Origin of the sequence: Bacillus sp. N13C7 (genome assembly GCF_026790065.1) — a bacterium.
GTDB lineage: Bacteria > Bacillota > Bacilli > Bacillales > Bacillaceae > Bacillus.
On the sequence record NZ_JALAMO010000012.1, the window covers coordinates 57,853 to 74,284 of the forward strand.

Annotated in this window: 15 protein-coding genes, 7 tRNA genes and 5 pseudogenes; 24 read left to right on the forward strand and 3 right to left on the reverse strand. The window is 39.2% G+C overall.

Going from position 1 to position 16,432, the window contains the following annotated elements; translation table 11 throughout:
• From rsbU to MOB98_RS13905, 6 genes are all read left to right on the forward strand, one after another.
• The gene (gene rsbU, locus MOB98_RS13880; RefSeq protein WP_268359135.1) at nucleotides 1-1,008 is read left to right on the forward strand and encodes a phosphoserine phosphatase RsbU; all 1,008 of its coding nucleotides are present in this window, start codon (nucleotides 1-3) and stop codon (nucleotides 1,006-1,008) included.
• Between the two features lie 61 nt (nucleotides 1,009-1,069).
• Nucleotides 1,070-1,399, forward strand: coding sequence for an anti-sigma factor antagonist RsbV (gene rsbV / locus MOB98_RS13885; RefSeq protein ID WP_014662855.1), 330 nt, complete (start codon nucleotides 1,070-1,072; stop codon nucleotides 1,397-1,399).
• Entirely contained in the window at nucleotides 1,396-1,878 is a 483-nt protein-coding gene (gene rsbW / locus MOB98_RS13890) for an anti-sigma B factor RsbW (protein WP_268359132.1), read from the forward strand. The genes rsbV and rsbW overlap by 4 nt, the downstream gene beginning before the upstream one ends.
• Nucleotides 1,844-2,632 carry an RNA polymerase sigma factor SigB gene (sigB, locus tag MOB98_RS13895; RefSeq protein WP_003225200.1) on the forward strand — a complete coding sequence of 263 codons (789 nt, stop codon included), beginning with the start codon at nucleotides 1,844-1,846 and terminating at the stop codon, nucleotides 2,630-2,632. Before rsbW ends, sigB begins: the two co-directional genes overlap by 35 nt.
• Nucleotides 2,632-3,231 carry a phosphoserine phosphatase RsbX gene (gene rsbX / locus MOB98_RS13900; RefSeq protein WP_268359129.1) on the forward strand — a complete coding sequence of 200 codons (600 nt, stop codon included), beginning with the start codon at nucleotides 2,632-2,634 and terminating at the stop codon, nucleotides 3,229-3,231. The genes sigB and rsbX overlap by 1 nt, the downstream gene beginning before the upstream one ends.
• A gap of 105 nt (nucleotides 3,232-3,336) precedes the next feature.
• Nucleotides 3,337-5,496, forward strand: a complete 2,160-nt coding sequence (locus MOB98_RS13905) for a Tex family protein (protein ID WP_268359127.1) — start codon at nucleotides 3,337-3,339, stop codon at nucleotides 5,494-5,496.
• A gap of 9 nt (nucleotides 5,497-5,505) precedes the next feature.
• Here MOB98_RS13905 and cmpA read toward each other — a convergent pair whose 3' ends face one another.
• Nucleotides 5,506-5,619 (reverse strand): cortex morphogenetic protein CmpA, encoded by a 114-nt coding sequence (gene cmpA / locus MOB98_RS13910; RefSeq protein WP_003225207.1) that lies wholly within the window; start codon nucleotides 5,617-5,619, stop codon nucleotides 5,506-5,508.
• A 103-nt stretch (nucleotides 5,620-5,722) separates the two neighbouring features.
• Between cmpA and MOB98_RS13915 the strand changes: the two genes are divergently transcribed.
• From MOB98_RS13915 to MOB98_RS13950, 8 genes are all read left to right on the forward strand, one after another.
• A complete protein-coding gene (locus MOB98_RS13915) occupies nucleotides 5,723-6,175 on the forward strand; it encodes a SprT family protein (RefSeq protein ID WP_268359125.1) in 453 nt (150 codons plus the stop codon).
• A gap of 123 nt (nucleotides 6,176-6,298) precedes the next feature.
• Nucleotides 6,299-6,373: transfer RNA gene (locus MOB98_RS13920), tRNA-Asn, on the forward strand.
• Between the two features lie 4 nt (nucleotides 6,374-6,377).
• Nucleotides 6,378-6,468, forward strand: a tRNA-Ser gene (locus MOB98_RS13925).
• A gap of 29 nt (nucleotides 6,469-6,497) precedes the next feature.
• Nucleotides 6,498-6,569: transfer RNA gene (locus MOB98_RS13930), tRNA-Glu, on the forward strand.
• 11 nt (nucleotides 6,570-6,580) lie between these two features.
• Nucleotides 6,581-6,655: transfer RNA gene (locus tag MOB98_RS13935), tRNA-Gln, on the forward strand.
• A 27-nt stretch (nucleotides 6,656-6,682) separates the two neighbouring features.
• Nucleotides 6,683-6,758: transfer RNA gene (locus MOB98_RS13940), tRNA-Lys, on the forward strand.
• Nucleotides 6,759-6,769: 11 nt separating this feature from the next.
• Nucleotides 6,770-6,852, forward strand: a tRNA-Leu gene (locus tag MOB98_RS13945).
• Nucleotides 6,853-6,933: 81 nt separating this feature from the next.
• Nucleotides 6,934-7,017: transfer RNA gene (locus MOB98_RS13950), tRNA-Leu, on the forward strand.
• Between the two features lie 99 nt (nucleotides 7,018-7,116).
• On the opposite strand, the pseudogene MOB98_RS13955 reads toward MOB98_RS13950, so the two are convergent.
• Together MOB98_RS13955 and MOB98_RS13960 are read right to left on the reverse strand one after the other, a co-directional pair.
• Nucleotides 7,117-7,221: pseudogene (locus tag MOB98_RS13955) on the reverse strand (hypothetical protein); the annotation flags it as partial.
• A 135-nt stretch (nucleotides 7,222-7,356) separates the two neighbouring features.
• Nucleotides 7,357-8,357 (reverse strand): annotated as a pseudogene (locus MOB98_RS13960) (LLM class flavin-dependent oxidoreductase).
• A 265-nt stretch (nucleotides 8,358-8,622) separates the two neighbouring features.
• On the opposite strand from MOB98_RS13960, the pseudogene lrpA reads away from it, so the two are divergent.
• The 10 genes and pseudogenes from lrpA to MOB98_RS14010 all read left to right on the forward strand — a co-directional run.
• Nucleotides 8,623-9,034: pseudogene (gene lrpA, locus MOB98_RS13965) on the forward strand (transcriptional regulator LrpA).
• 176 nt (nucleotides 9,035-9,210) lie between these two features.
• Nucleotides 9,211-9,318: pseudogene (locus MOB98_RS13970) on the forward strand (cysteine hydrolase); the annotation flags it as partial.
• Between the two features lie 560 nt (nucleotides 9,319-9,878).
• Nucleotides 9,879-10,643, forward strand: coding sequence for an MBL fold metallo-hydrolase (locus MOB98_RS13975; protein WP_268367131.1), 765 nt, complete (start codon nucleotides 9,879-9,881; stop codon nucleotides 10,641-10,643).
• A 212-nt stretch (nucleotides 10,644-10,855) separates the two neighbouring features.
• Complete coding sequence (locus MOB98_RS13980; RefSeq protein WP_268367132.1) at nucleotides 10,856-12,166, forward strand: MFS transporter; 1,311 nt, start codon at nucleotides 10,856-10,858, stop codon at nucleotides 12,164-12,166.
• Between the two features lie 733 nt (nucleotides 12,167-12,899).
• A complete protein-coding gene (locus MOB98_RS13985) occupies nucleotides 12,900-13,160 on the forward strand; it encodes a metal-sensitive transcriptional regulator (RefSeq protein ID WP_003237170.1) in 261 nt (86 codons plus the stop codon).
• Between the two features lie 153 nt (nucleotides 13,161-13,313).
• Nucleotides 13,314-13,796: a DsrE/DsrF/DrsH-like family protein gene (locus MOB98_RS13990; RefSeq protein ID WP_268361560.1), complete on the forward strand. Its 483-nt coding sequence runs from the start codon at nucleotides 13,314-13,316 to the stop codon at nucleotides 13,794-13,796.
• Nucleotides 13,797-13,838: 42 nt separating this feature from the next.
• Complete coding sequence (locus MOB98_RS13995; RefSeq protein ID WP_268361562.1) at nucleotides 13,839-14,207, forward strand: rhodanese-like domain-containing protein; 369 nt, start codon at nucleotides 13,839-13,841, stop codon at nucleotides 14,205-14,207.
• Nucleotides 14,208-14,271: 64 nt separating this feature from the next.
• A complete protein-coding gene (locus tag MOB98_RS14000; RefSeq protein WP_268361563.1) occupies nucleotides 14,272-14,829 on the forward strand; it encodes a sulfurtransferase TusA family protein in 558 nt (185 codons plus the stop codon).
• A 21-nt stretch (nucleotides 14,830-14,850) separates the two neighbouring features.
• A complete protein-coding gene (locus tag MOB98_RS14005) occupies nucleotides 14,851-15,246 on the forward strand; it encodes a DsrE/DsrF/DrsH-like family protein (RefSeq protein ID WP_268361564.1) in 396 nt (131 codons plus the stop codon).
• A 35-nt stretch (nucleotides 15,247-15,281) separates the two neighbouring features.
• Nucleotides 15,282-16,413 (forward strand): annotated as a pseudogene (locus MOB98_RS14010) (MBL fold metallo-hydrolase); the annotation flags it as partial.
• Between the last annotated feature and the right edge of the window lie 19 nt (nucleotides 16,414-16,432).

The following is a 16,432-nucleotide window of genomic DNA, read 5'->3' on the forward strand; positions in this document are numbered from 1 at the left end:
GTGGATTTTAGGGAGGTTATTGAGCAGCGGTATCATCAGCTGCTTAGTCGATATATAGCCGAATTAACAGAAACATCTTTATATCAAGCCCAAAAATTCAGCCGAAAAACAATCGAGCACCAAATTCCTCCGGAAGAAATCATCAGCATACACCGAAAAGTGCTGAAGGAGCTGTATCCGAATCTCCCGGAAGATGTTTTTCATTCGCTGGATTTTTTAATAGAAGTCATGATTGGATATGGAATGGCTTATCAGGAGCATCAAACCCTCAGGGGGATACAGCAGGAAATCAAATCAGAAATTGAAATCGCAGCAAATGTTCAGCAGACGCTGCTCGGAACAAAGATTCCGCAAGAGGAAGCGCTGGATATCGGCGCCATCAGTGTGCCCGCTAAACAGATGAGCGGGGACTACTACCACTTTGTCAAAGACAAGGAATCCATTAATATCGCAATCGCGGATGTGATCGGAAAAGGCATTCCGGCAGCTCTTTGTATGTCCATGATTAAATACGCGATGGACTCTTTGCCGGAAACGGGCATACATCCATCTCAGGTGCTGAAAAATTTAAATCGGGTTGTTGAACAAAACGTTGACGCCAGTATGTTTATTACGATGTTTTATGCAAATTACAATATGGACAAGCATCAGTTTACATATGCTTCAGCGGGACATGAACCGGGATTCTATTATTCTCAAAAAGACAACACATTTTACGATTTAGAGGCCAAAGGGCTCGTTCTCGGCATCTCGCAGGATTATGACTACAAACAATTTGATCAGCATCTGGAAAAAGGCGATATGATTGTTTTATTTTCTGACGGCGTCACAGAATGCAGAACGGAAAACGGTTTCTTGGAGCGCCCTGATCTGCAAAAGCTTATTGAGGAACATATGTGTTCCTCCGCGCAGGAAATGGTCAAAAACATTTATGACAGCCTCCTCAAATTGCAGGATTTTCAGCTTCATGATGATTTTACGTTAATTGTTTTGCGAAGAAAGGTTTAGCATCAGCCAGACGGGGGTATAAGACAATTAGTGATTTGAAGGAAAATTTGAGGTGATACGAATGAATATAAATGTTGATGTGAAGCAAAACGAGAATGATATACAAGTAAACATTGCAGGAGAAATAGATGTATACTCAGCTCCGGTGCTCAGAGAGAAGCTCGTTCCTCTGGCAGAACAAGGCGCTGACTTAAGGATTTGCCTGAAAGATGTCAGCTACATGGACAGTACCGGATTGGGCGTTTTTGTAGGCATCTTTAAAACAGTGAAGAAGCAAGGCGGTTCGCTGAAGCTCGAAAATCTATCTGATCGGCTGATCCGTCTGTTTGACATTACAGGCCTGAAGGACATCATTGATATTTCTGCAAAGTCAGAAGGTGGAGTGCAATGAAGAATAACGCTGATTACATCGAAATGAAAGTGCCGGCCCAACCTGAATATGTAGGGATTATAAGGCTGACGCTGTCAGGCGTCGCAAGCAGAATGGGCTATACGTACGATGAAATTGAAGATCTGAAAATCGCAGTCAGTGAGGCGTGTACAAATGCGGTTCAGCACGCTTATAAAGAAGATAAAAATGGGGAAGTGTCAATACGATTCGGTGTGTTCGAAGACCGTTTAGAAATCATTGTGGCGGATGAAGGAGACAGCTTTGATTTCGATCAAAAGCAGCAGGATCTTGGGCCGTACACACCTTCACACACAGTTGATCAATTATCAGAAGGAGGGCTCGGTCTATATTTAATGGAAACGCTCATGGATGAAGTCAGAGTGCAAAACAACTCCGGCGTCACCGTAGCGATGACAAAGTATTTAAATGGGGAGCGAGTTGATCATGACACAACCATCAAAAACTACGAAACTAACTAAAGATGAAGTCGATCGGCTCATAAGCGATTACCAAACAAATCAAGACGAACAGGCGCAAGAAACGCTTGTGCGGGTGTATACAAATTTGGTTGATATGCTTGCGAAAAAATATTCAAAAGGCAAAAGCTTTCACGAGGATCTCCGTCAAGTCGGCATGATCGGGCTGCTCGGCGCGATTAAGCGATACGATCCCGTCGTCGGCAAATCGTTTGAAGCTTTTGCCATCCCGACAATCATCGGTGAGATTAAACGTTTCCTAAGAGATAAAACATGGAGCGTTCACGTGCCGAGACGGATTAAAGAACTGGGCCCAAGAATCAAAATGGCGGTTGATCAGCTGACGACTGAAACACAAAGGTCACCAAAAGTAGAAGAGATTGCTGAATTCCTTGATGTTTCAGAGGAAGAGGTTCTTGAAACGATGGAAATGGGCAAAAGCTATCAAGCCCTATCCGTTGACCACAGCATTGAAGCGGATGCGGATGGAAGCACCGTCACGATTCTTGACATTGTCGGATCTCAGGAGGACGGATATGAGCGGGTTAACCAGCAAATGATGCTGCAAAGCGTGCTTCACGTCCTTTCTGACCGTGAAAAACAAATCATCGACCTTACGTATATTCAAAACAAAAGCCAAAAAGAAACTGGGGACATTCTCGGTATATCTCAAATGCACGTCTCGCGTCTGCAGCGCAAAGCTGTGAAGAAGCTCAGAGAGGCCTTGATTGAAGATCCCTCGATGGAGTTAATGTAATGATCCAGGTTGAAGAAAACGAGCATATTCAAACTCTTGTATACCAACTGAATAAAGAAGGAAAATCGATTTGCGGCGACAGCTTTTTTATGAAAGCTGATGATAAGGAATTGATTTGTGCAGTAGCTGACGGACTTGGAAGCGGATCGCTTGCCAACGAATCTTCTGCAGCCATCAAAGACTTAGTGGAAAACTATGCGGATGAAGACGTACAAAGCATTATCGAACGCTGTAATCAGGCGATGAAAAACAAAAGGGGTGCAACAGCATCTATCCTGAAAATCAATTTTGAACAAAGGCAGTTTACGTACTGCTCTGTCGGAAACGTACGGTTTATTCTGCATTCCCCGTCTGGTGAAAGCTTTTATCCTCTGCCGATTTCAGGCTATTTATCAGGCAAGCCGCAAAAATACAAAACGCACACCGCCACTTATGAAAAGGGGTCAAAGTTCATTATACATACAGATGGACTCAACGTACCCGATATCCGCTCCCATTTAAAAAAAGGCCAATCGGTAGAAGACATATCGAATTCGCTGAAAATGTATACGACATCGAGAAAAGATGATCTGACCTATATTCTTGGACAGCTGTCCTAGAAAATCAGAAAACGAGAAGCCGTAACGCCGGCTTCTTTTTTTATGCGTTTTTTTCGGTTTTTGATACACTAGAGAAAGAACGACAATATTGGAGGCTTTGGTTACATGGAAACGTCAGCCCTTTTAAAACAGCAAATTGCGAAAGAAATAGGATTATCACAAAAACACGTTGAAAGTGTCATCCGCCTGCTGGAGGACGGCAACACAGTCCCCTTTATCGCCCGGTATCGAAAAGAGCAGACGGGTTCGATGGATGAGGTTCAGATTCAGACGATTTCTGAACGCTGGCAATACATACAGAACCTAAATCAGCGAAAAGAAGAAGTTATCCGTCTCATTGCAGAGCAGGATAAACTGACAGATGACCTAAAGCGAAAAATCGAGCAATCGGTGAAGCTTCAGGAAGTGGAGGACCTTTACCGCCCGTATAAACAAAAACGCAAAACAAAGGCAACAGTCGCAAAAAGCAAAGGCCTTGAGCCGCTTGCAGACTATATTTTAACACTTCCGCAGGATGATCGTTTGGCAGCAGTTGCAGACCAATACATCAGCGAAGAAAAAGAAGTGTTCACACGGGAAGAAGCAATTGAAGGCGCCAAGCACATTATTGCGGAACAAATCTCAGATGAGCCGAATTTCAGAAAGTGGATTCGCCAGGAAACCTTCAAAAAAGGAACCATTAAATCTGCAGCTGGAAAATCGGCAGACGCAGACGAGAAAAACGTGTATGAAATGTATTACGAGTATGAAGAGCCAATTTCAAAAGTCGTTCCGCACAGGGTGCTGGCGATGAACCGCGGCGAAAAAGAGGACATTTTAAAGGTGTCTATCGAGCCGCCCGCGGATCACATCAAGGCGTATTTAGAAAAACAGATCATCAAAAACCGCCCAACGTCCGTAAAAGAGATTTTGCAGGAGACGATTGAAGACAGCTATAAAAGGCTGATCCAGCCGGCAATCGAACGTGAAATCAGAAAAGAGCTGTCAGAAAAAGCGGATGAACAGGCAATTCACATCTTCTCTGAGAACTTGAGAAAGCTTCTGCTTCAGCCGCCGATGAAAGGCAAAACCGTGCTCGGTGTTGACCCGGCCTTCCGAACTGGCTGTAAGCTTGCTGTGTCAGACGAAACTGGAAAAGTATTGAAAATCGATGTCATCTATCCGCATGCACCAGTCAAGAAAACAAAAGAAGCCCACGAAAAAGTCAAAGCCATTCTTGAGCAGCATCAAGTCGAGATGGTGGCGATTGGAAACGGCACGGCGTCCAGAGAAACAGAGCAATTCATCGTCAATGTACTGAAGGACATAACTCGTAAAATTTATTATGTGATCGTCAATGAAGCAGGAGCAAGCGTCTATTCGGCTTCTGAGCTTGCCAGAGAAGAATTCCCTGAGCTTCAGGTTGAAGAGCGCAGTGCCGTATCTATTGCGCGAAGACTTCAAGACCCGCTCGCGGAGCTCGTTAAGATCGATCCGAAGTCTGTGGGTGTCGGGCAGTATCAGCATGATGTCAGCCAAAAACGCTTAAATGAATCTCTGCGTTTCGTCGTCGAAACGGTCGTTAACCAGGTTGGAGTAAACGTCAACACAGCCTCCGCCGCGCTGCTGCAATATGTAGCTGGACTATCGAAGTCGGTCGCAGGCAACATTGTCAAAAAACGTGAGGAAATCGGAAAGTTTTCGAATCGAAAAGAACTGAAGGACATCCCCAGACTCGGTGCGAAAACCTATGAGCAATGCATCGGTTTCTTAAGGGTGCAGGAAGGGACAGAGCCTTTGGATAGAACAGGCATCCACCCGGAAAGCTATAAAGAAACAAAAGCGCTATTGAAAAAGCTCGGCCTTTCAACAGAACAAATCGGTACGGCAGAATTGAAGGATAAAATCAATCAGCTGGCGCTTTCTGAAACGGCGAAAGAACTGGGAATCGGCGAAATCACGCTGAAAGATATTTGTGAACAGCTGACAAGGCCGGAGCGCGATCCGCGTGATGAGGTGCCAAAGCCTTTGCTGAAAACAGATGTCCTTCAGCTGGAGGATTTGAAAGAGGGAATGGAACTCCAGGGCACCGTGCGCAATGTCGTGGACTTCGGAGCGTTTGTTGATATCGGGGTCAAACAAGACGGGCTTGTGCATATCTCAAAACTCAGCAATCAATTCGTCAAGCATCCTCTTGATGTCGTATCTGTCGGCGATATTGTGACAGTTTGGGTTGACGGCGTAGATGTGCAAAAAGGCAGAGTATCGCTGTCTATGGTAAAATAAAAGCACTGCTTACGAGCAGTGTTTTTTCCTATAGAAATACCAGCATTGATTCAGCAGTTTAATTTGGTAATTATCTTTTTCAAGGAACGCTTTTTGCATCTGTTTTTTAAGCCAATTTGGCATAGGCTGATTCCTCCTCAGCTTTTATCATATGAGGGACGGTGATTACCATATTGTATGCGAACGGTGAATTGTCCCGTTCAATGTTTTTTAAGTGAGGTGCACCATGGATAACGAAGAGCTTCAAAAGCTGACAGAGGATATTTCAGAAACGTATTTTAAAAAGCCGTTCCGCCACCATGCGGTTTTTAATGACAGGCTTAAAACCACGGGCGGAAGATATCTGTTAACTTCCCATAACATTGAATTGAACAGGAAATATCTGATTGAGCACGGCAGGGAGGAACTGATCGGCATCATCAAGCACGAGCTCTGCCATTATCATCTTCACCTTGAGGGAAAAGGATATAAGCACAGAGACAGAGATTTTCGATTGCTGCTGCAGCAGGTCAACGCGCCAAGGTTCTGTACACCCCTTAAGAAAAAAACTGAAAGCAAAAAAACTTATATGTATATCTGCACAGCCTGCGGCCAACAGTATATAAAGAAGCGTGCCATGAATCCTGACAGATACAGATGCGGAAAATGCCGCGGAAAAATAAAAAGAATTTTTTCGTGAAAAAGGTTGACGAATATGGCAAGCCTATGTTACATTATAAAAGTCGTCACGAGAGATAAATAAAAAATATTTACCTCTTGACACTGGAAACCAAGGCTGATATAATAAGTCTTGTCTCACTATTCCACAGTAGCTCAGTGGTAGAGCTATCGGCTGTTAACCGATCGGTCGCAGGTTCGAATCCTGCCTGTGGAGCCATATTGGAGAAGTACTCAAGTGGCTGAAGAGGCGCCCCTGCTAAGGGTGTAGGTCGCGTAAGCGGCGCGAGGGTTCAAATCCCTCCTTCTCCGCCATAAGATTTCGATATAAGTTCTCAACCATCGGCCCGTTGGTCAAGCGGTTAAGACACCGCCCTTTCACGGCGGTAACACGGGTTCGAATCCCGTACGGGTCATTCCATTTCGTTGGGCTATAGCCAAGCGGTAAGGCAACGGACTTTGACTCCGTCATGCGTTGGTTCGAATCCAGCTAGCCCAGCCATTTTTATTTTTTGAAATCTAATAGTAAGAGCCATTAGCTCAGTTGGTAGAGCATCTGACTTTTAATCAGAGGGTCGAAGGTTCGAGTCCTTCATGGCTCACCATTGTGTCTTATGCGGGTGTGGCGGAATTGGCAGACGCGCTAGACTTAGGATCTAGTGTCTTTACGGCGTGGGGGTTCGAGTCCCTTCACCCGCACTTTATTTACAAAGTGCACGCAAATTGGTTTTACTAGGTTAAGAGCCTAATAAATCAGCACAAACACAATTCAATGATCACGCGGTCGTGGCGGAATGGCAGACGCGCTAGGTTGAGGGCCTAGTGGGTGAATAACCCGTGGAGGTTCAAGTCCTCTCGGCCGCATCCCAATAATACCAAGGGTTTAACCACCTTTGGTATTATTTTTTTATGCGGAAAATACGGCTATAGAAGAAGACTTGCTCACCAAAACTCACCAGTTACTTAAAGTAAGTCGTCCAAACGGTCGGCAGTTTCCTTCTGTTTATTAGGGAAAAGGTGTCCGTAAGTATTCATTGTGAAAGAAGCGGAACTATGTCCTAATCGTTCAAAAAAATAAAGGGTGATACATATTATACATGACTAATATGCATTACCCATTTCTTTTTTGTTCAAAAATCGCGCCCGATTGTTGAAGAACATAAGCTAATACAACTGACTCGATTTCTAAAGTTGCTCCATTCTTTATTTAAACAACTCATCCACAACCTGTTTTAAAATCTCGTAAGACTGAATTTCCTTGCTCAATTCGTAAATATTAGATAACGCAATTAATTCATCTACTTGATACATTTGTTGGAAGTCAATTAGTTCGCGACGAATTGTTTCTCGATCACCCATGATTGTATACCCCAGTCGATTATGGAGAATTTCTAATTCAAACTGTGATAACGATTCTAGGAAGTTTTCAGTGGGTGGAATAAGCTTACTTAAATTATTTGTATAAATATCAATATACACCTGCAAATGACTTGCAGAAATAAAAGATGCCTCGTCCATAGATTCTGCTGCAATCACATTAATGCAAGCGATCACATAAGGCTCTTGTAAATAAGAAGACGGTTGGAAATTTTCTCGATAAATAGAGAGCGCTTCTTCCATCGCATGGGGTGAAAATTGAGCGCCAAATGCATAGGGTAAACCAAGCTTTGCAGCAATTTCCGCTGAATCGTTTGAGGATCCTAACACAAAAACAGGCACATGCGTTCCAATACCCGGATAAGCGCGAACCTCTCCCTGTACACTCTTATCCCCGACAAAACGCAAAATATCATTTACTTCTCTTTCAAAGAAAAACACGCCATTATGGTTGGAACGACGAATCACATCGGCCGTTTTTTGATCCGTTCCGGGTGCGCGTCCTAATGCCAATCTACACGATTTGGATATAATGTTTCAAGTGTTCCAAATTGCTCCGCTACGATTAATGGGGAATGATTTGGCAGCATAATACCCCCTGAACCTACGCGAATGTCTTTTGTATTTGCTAATATATGTTGTACAATTGATACGGTTGCTGCACTTGCATAAGCGTCGTGATTATGATGCTCTGCAAACCAAATCCGTTTATAGCCCATATGATCTACAGCTTTAGCTAATGACACTGCAGAATCAATCCCTTGTTTCATTGTTTCTCCTTGTCTTAATGGAGCAACTGATAAAACAGATATATCAAATTTTTTCATAATTTCACCTCTAAAAATAATGAACTTATACAAAATCAGTGAAAAAACCATTTTAAATAAATGTCTCATATTAAATGGTGTACATTCCTCTTTTGATTTGTATGCAAATAAATATATACTTTCTCAATCGATCAATACATAGGGAAAATAAAGTTATTTAACAGTTTCACTTTATTTTTAAAGTTTTAAACAAACATAAAAAAATGTACAGTGAACAAACTATGTAAAAAAAATACAACTTGTTTTTCAGAAAGGATACAAGAAAATGATTGATGAAATAGATAAAAGAATACTCGATGAGCTGTCTAAAAATAGTCGCCTTACAATGAAAAAATTAGGGGGAAAAAGTACATCTCACTGCTCCAGCAACCGCATCAAGAGTAGTAAAGTTATTAGACAATGGCATAATAAAAGGATGCAGTATTGAAGTGAATCAAGTGAAATTAGGCTTCTCTATACATGCTTTTCTTAATATTTTTATCGAAAAAATCCATCATCAACCCTATTTAGCTTTTATAGAAACACAAGGTAACTATGTAATAAACAATTATAAAGTTAGTGGAGACGGTTGCTATTTGCTTGAATGTAAATTTCCCTCAAACGAGGTATTAGATCTATTTTTAAATGACTTAAACAAACATGCAAACTATAAAGTGTCGATTGTTATTGGTAAATAGTTAACCTTTATAAAACGGAGATGTGTGGTCATATAACTAACATGATATATTTCTGCTCTAAAAAGCCTTAGTTTGGATATGAAATTTACCAAGCTAGGGCTTTTTTTATACATAATGTCACATTCATACATTATGATAACCACATTATTCATCAGACATTAAATGACGTATTATACGAAAATCATGAGTCAGTACGTCTATTAGAGAAAGAGACAGTCATTGTAAAACATATGCCGAATCGCTTTTTCAATACAGATTTACATGAAAAGCTACAGAACAAGGGGTGAAAGAATTAAATCGCTCCTGCTGAGCATGTTTGCGACATAACGTCTTTCCTTCCACAAGAAAGATGATTCAGCAATTTAAAAAAGGATGTTCAGAAAAATAACTTCTGGACACCCTTTATTCATTATACTTTATTTTGTTTTTCGATATCATTATTCCCATCTGATAAAAGATCAAGGTGCCCTGTTTTTGATCCAAGTAAGACTATGTACAGAGTGTTTTTGCCATAAATATAGATATTGATGAAGGTATACATAAAGCACCCAATTGATCGATTTACTTTAATGTTAGTTCCCTCAATATCTCCATTCTCTTCCGATTTTTACCTGAAGCTGCTGGCCATGTTAAATATAGCTCTCCCAGAACTTTTCATTATGCTATTATTACATAATTTCTCTATCATTTTTTATCTGTTTGATCTATTTAAACGTTAATTCCTTTCGAAAATAAAGTCAAAGAGTTAAAACACTTTTTTTTATCTATGTATTTGAACACTGCTGATATTATACACTTAACTCTGTCGAAGTAAGACAAATAAAAAAGAAAGTGAGTTGTAAATATGAATATTACACAAATTCGAAATGCAACAATTGTTGTAAAATACGCAAATAAAAAATTTTTAATAGATCCTATGTTAGCAGAGAAAGGTACGTACGCTACTTTCCCTGAAACGATCAGACAAGATCTATTTAATCCTTTGGTGAGTTTGCCAACATCAATTGATAACATTCTGGATGGCGTAGATGGAGTAATTGTTACTCATCTACACCTAGATCACTTTGATGATGTGGCAAAAAACGTATTGCCAAAAAACATCAAAATGTTTGTTCAAAATGAAGCAGATGCAAAAGAAGTAAAATCAAGTGGTTTCAAAAATGTAGAAGTACTGCAACAAGACACTGTTTTTGAAGGGATCCAATTAGTAAAAACAAATGGTGAACATGGCAGAGGAGAAGAGTTATTAAACTTAATGGGTGATGTTTGTGGATTAGTATTCAAGCACCCAAGTGAAAAAGTTTTATATGTAGCTGGGGATACAGTTTGGTATGATGCTATCGAAGACGAGATTCATACACATCAACCAGAAATCATTGTGGTTAATGGTGGAGACAATCAAAGATTAGATTTAGGTTCACTCATCATGGGAAAAGAAGACATCTATGAAGTTCACAAGGCTGCTCCTCATGCTAAGATTATATCTGTTCATATGGAAGCTGTTAACCATTGGACACTATCTAGAGAAGAATTAAAAAAGTTTAGTAAAGAAAAAGGATTCTCAAGTAATATTTTAGTTCCAGAAGACGGAGAGTCTTACACATTTTAATATGAACACCGACAAATAAGATTGTCTTGTTCATTTTTTAAAAATAGAAGAAGCTCATAATTATAAAAACTAATCATGAGCTTCTTCTAATAATGAATATAATTAAATATTAAATATATCGAAAATCCTAAATATATAGAATAACAAAAATGGAATGTTATGACAAAAAAACTTGAAAAGCAACAAAGATTTGTCGTTAGGAGGTAGAATTCATGGTAATGACAAAAAAAGATACAAATATATCAACACAGCAGCCTCTTTGGTTACAAGGTTATATTGATTCACCAGAAAAACAAAACCAACTTTATAAAAAAACATTAAAAATATTGATTTTTTCACAAATATTTGGGGGAGCAGGACTTGGTGCCGGGATAACAGTTGGGGCGCTTCTTGCACAAGATATGATAGGATCGGAAAATGTAGCAGGAATTCCAACTGCCCTCTTTACTTTTGGATCTGCCGTAGCTGCCCTACTTATAGGAGCATCTTCACAACGTTTTGGTCGCAGAGCCGGACTTGCAGGTGGTTTCCTTATAGGTGGATTAGGTGCTATAGGTGTTATAATTGCGGCTTTAATCAACAGCGTTGCCCTATTATTTGTTTCCCTTCTTATTTATGGAGCAGGTATGGCTTCTAATCTTCAAGTTCGATATGCTGGGACAGACCTTGCAAATGAGAAACAACGGGGAACTGCTGCAAGTATGGCCTTGGTTTCTACTACTTTAGGAGCTGTAGTAGGCCCTAACCTAGTTAATACAATGGGGGAATTTGCAGATTCAATTGGTGTTCCCAATTTAGCTGGTCCGTTCATCATGTCAGGAGCAGCTTTTATAATTGCTGGAATTATTCTCTTAATTTTTCTTCGTCCAGATCCGCTGTTTGTATCAACAGCTATTGCAAATGCTGAGAAAAAAGACGATAAAGTACAAATAGGAGGAAGTCTAAAAAATCCTTTTATAGACAAAAAAGGAATAATGGTAGGAGCTGTCATTATGATTTTAGCTCAACTAATCATGACAGCTATTATGACAATGACACCTGTTCACATGGGTCATCACGGTCATGGTTTGAGCGAAGTGGGATTAGTTATAGGGCTCCATATTGCAGCGATGTACCTTCCTTCACCATTGACTGGTTTATTAGTAGATAAGTTTGGTCGCACTACTATGGCTATTGCTTCAGGTGCTACACTTCTTGCTGCTGGATTGGTGGCAGCTATTGCACCGGCAGATTCATTATCATTACTCATCCTAGCACTAGTATTATTAGGGGTAGGCTGGAACTTTGGTTTACTAACGGGAACTGCCCTCATTATAGATTCAACACACCCATCTCTACGCGCAAAAACACAAGGAACATTTGATGTCTTAGTAGCACTATCAGGAGCAGCGGGGGGAGCCTTGTCAGGAATGGTTGTTGCACATTCTAGTTACACAATACTATCAATTTCTGGAGCCGTTTTATCATTGTTACTTATTCCTGTAGTTATTTGGTATTTTAAAGGGAATCAGGAAAAAGCATAAGCTTATATAACTTGCTATACATTTAAAGAACCTAAGTAGACATTACTTTAAGGTGGCAACGGAACCTCCTTTTTTTTATTTATTATAGTAAGGAGTTGACATGGCATTAGTGGCATTTGTGTAATTACACAATTATTTAGTTGTTCGTTTACAGTTAAAAATAGTGCCTATTTTGTCCCAAAATGAATATAAAACGATGAAAATGAGTGTAATGAATGACATCATATACTTGAAATAACAGGCTTTTTTTGTAACTAATGATAAGCATCCGCTTTATTGAGGGATTCGAACTAATAAAGAAGATACCAAACCATATTGGTATCTTTTTTGTTTTTGCTGTAGAGTTATTAAATTCCCTCTTAGGAGTAACGTGACGTGTCATCAATGACAGCAATTGAATCCGATAATTACCAATATAGGTTTGTTTACTTTTTTACTTTTTCGATGTCTTCTTCTCCCCAAGGATACTAATCAGGGGATTATGAGCATGTTGAAGTAAATATGGAGACTTCTCACGATTAATCTTTTGGGTTTAACATATAAGATGGGGAACTAATTATATTAACCCTTTATAATGATTCTCATGTAGTCCTGAAAATTGACAATATACCTATAAGGGTATAATATTGATTCATAAACAATATATGGTTAATAATGTAGTGTGTTAAATTGCATAGTATGAATTGATAGTTGATAACATGTAAATATATATTTCAAAGAAGGGGTTCTAGGCATGGAGTATGATCAAAAGATTAAAAATCGTCTACGCCGGATAGAAGGGCAAATTAAAGGTGTATTGACTATGATGGAGCAAGGAAAAGATTGTAGAGAGGTTGTGACCCAATTAGCAGCTTCACGTAATGCTATTGATCGAGCAATGGGTTTAATTGTGAGCACAAACCTTGAACATTGTGTTCGTGAAAGTTTAGAAAAGGGCGAAGACACACAAAACTTAGTAAAAGAAGCAGTCGACTTATTGGTAAAGAGTCGATAAAAAATTCATCAACCTATGTTTAAGGTTGACGAATTTTTATATGTGTTATATTATACCCCCACCGGTATTAAACGAGTTGAATAATAGCAGATCTTTCGAAAAAATTTTTTGGTTTCAATATACCCCTATGGGTAATTAGTTAGGAGAATAAACATGACAGAACAAACAAAACGTACAACAATTGTCTTATTTAGTGGGGATTACGATAAAGCAATGGCAGCTTATATTATTGCGAATGGTGCAGCTGCCTACGATCATGAAGTTACTATATTTCACACTTTCTGGGGATTAAATGCTTTGCGTAAAGAAGAGCTGGTTCCAGTAAAAAAAGGGTTTCTTGAAAAAATGTTTGGAAAGATGATGCCTCGTGGTGCTGATAAGATGGGCTTATCTAAAATGAACTTTGCAGGTATGGGCCCTAAAATGATTAAAAATGTTATTAAAAAGCATAATGCATTAACATTGCCTCAGTTAATTGAGATGGCTCAAGAACAGGGTGTAAATCTCGTAGCTTGTACGATGACAATGGATCTTCTTGGTTTACAGGAAAAAGAATTAATAAATGATATCAACTATGCTGGTGTAGCCGCTTATTTAGCAGATGCTGAAGAAGGCAACGTCAACTTATTTATTTAATATATCCATTACAAGTTAAATAAATGAAGGAGGTGAAACACAATGGATAGTGGGATAATCATCAATACCTTACTCATTTTATTTTTACTTTGGATTGTATTTCGACGATTTTTACCAGTGCAAGGTGTTAAACAGATAACAACTACTGATTTAAAGTCAGAGCTAAAAAATAAAGGAAAACAGTTTATCGATGTACGAACACCTCATGAATTTCGCACAAGGCATATTAAAGAGTTCAAAAATATTCCCTTTTCAAAATTGGCTCATCAAACAAGTCAACTTTCGAAAGACCAAGAAGTTTTTGTTATTTGTCAAAGTGGAATGAGAAGTCTAAAGGCGAGCAAGGTATTGAAAAAACAAGGATTTAAAAATATCACAAATATTAAAGGTGGTATGAATACATGGCCATAAAACCTTAGATATTATTTTTTTGTATATTTATATACCCCCACCCCTATTTGAAAAGGAGGAAAAAATGGTGAAGGCAAATATTGTGTTAGACGCTAAAGGCTTGACGTGTCCAATGCCCATTGTAAAAACGAAGAAGAAAATGAAGGATTTAAAAGCTGGTGAAGTATTAGAAATTCAAGCAACAGACAAAGGATTTACAGCAGATCTGCAAGCATGGGCAAATAGCACAGGTCATGAATATCTAGGTACTGAAACAGAGGGAGAGATACTTCATCATTTTCTTCGTAAAGGAGGAGAGCATTCATCAGAAAGCGCACCTTCTATTCCTGTGATTTCACTAGAAGCTTTCAAACAAAAAGTGGAAAGTGACGAGCTTCTTAACATTTTAGATGTCCGAGAGGTAGATGAGTATGAAGAAGCTCATATCCCAGGAGTTGTGCATATCCCTCTTGGTGAAGTGGAAAAGCGCTCTAACGAGTTAAACAAAGATGATGAAATTTATATTATTTGCCATTCTGGAAGAAGAAGTGAAATGGCAGCTCAAACGATGAAAAAACAAGGTTTTAAAAAGGTTATTAATGTTGTCCCTGGTATGCGTGATTGGACAGGTAAAACAGAATAAATAAGAAAAGGATGATAACAAATGAGTACAAGAGTAGCAATTATTGCGGCAAATGGTGGTCTATTTGATGCCTATAAAGTTTTTAATATTGCGACTGCCGCAGCAGCAAGTGATCAAGAAGTATCTATCTTCTTTACATTCGAGGGATTAAATCTGATTCATAAGCAAGCGCATCAAGAATTAGAAATGCCGAAAGGGAAAGAACACTTTGCGGAAGGATTTAAGAAAGCAAACGTGCCGGCTATTCCTGAACTGCTTGAAATGGCACAAGAGATGGGTGTTACATTTATTGGTTGTCAAATGACTATGGACGTTATGGGTTTAACAAAAGATGATTTTGTAGAAGGAATTGAAGTAGGCGGGGCTGTTACCTTTTTAGATTTTGCTAAAGATGCTGATGTATCCTTAACATTTTAGTCCCATTAAAAAAAGATTCGATATAGGAGGTATTTAAACATGACCGTAAAGGCAATGACCCCAAAAGAAGTGACAAAAAAAATTTTTAACAAAGAACCTTTATTTATTTTGGATGTGCGTAATGAAAATGATTTTAGTGATTGGAAGATTGAAGGGCATGACTTTGACCATTTGAATGTTCCTTATTTCGATCTTTTAGATGGCGTAGAAGATATATTGGAGAAAATTCCTTCTGATATAGAAGTGCTAGTCGTTTGCGCAAAAGAAGGTTCATCCGTAATGGTATCCGAGATGCTTTCAGAAGCAGGTCTTTCTGTATCCTATCTTAAAGGCGGAATGAAAGCATGGAGTGAACATTTAGAGCCGGTAAAAGTCGGGGATTTAAAAGATGGTGGAGAAATTTATCAGTTTGTTCGAATTGGAAAAGGTTGCCTATCATACATGATATTATCCAATGGAGAAGCAGCCATAGTAGATGCTACACGTATGGCAGAAGTGTTTATAGATTTTGCAAAGGAGAAAGGTGTAACGATTACTCACGTATTTGATACACATCTTCACGCAGACCACATTTCGGGTGGGAGAGTCATTACCGAAAAAACAAAAGCAACCTACTGGTTACCGCCTAAAGATGCTGAAGAAGTGGTATTCGATTATCAGCCGTTGGAAGAAGGAAATGATATTATTATTGGAAATACAACGATTAAAATTCAACCGATTTATTCTCCTGGACATACCATTGGCTCCACTTCTTTCATTGTGGATGATCAGTATCTTCTTTCAGGTGATATCTTATTTATCGATTCAATCGGCAGGCCGGATTTAGCCGGTATGGCAGGAGATTGGGTAGGAGATTTAAGAAAAACTCTTTATAGCCGTTACAAAACGTTATCAAAGGATTTAATTGTATTACCAGCACACTTTATGATCATTGATGAGCTAAATGAAGATGGAAGTGTTGGTAAAAAATTAAGTACATTATTTGCCGAGAACCATGGTTTGAACATTGCTGATGAAGCAGAATTTAGGCACTTAGTGACAGATCATTTGCCTCCACAACCCAATGCATATCAAGAGATTCGCGAAACAAATATGGGGAAAATCAACCCAGATGAAGAAAAACAGCGTGAAATGGAGATTGGACCAAATCGTTGTGCAATTCGGTAAAAGATGATTATTACCAAAC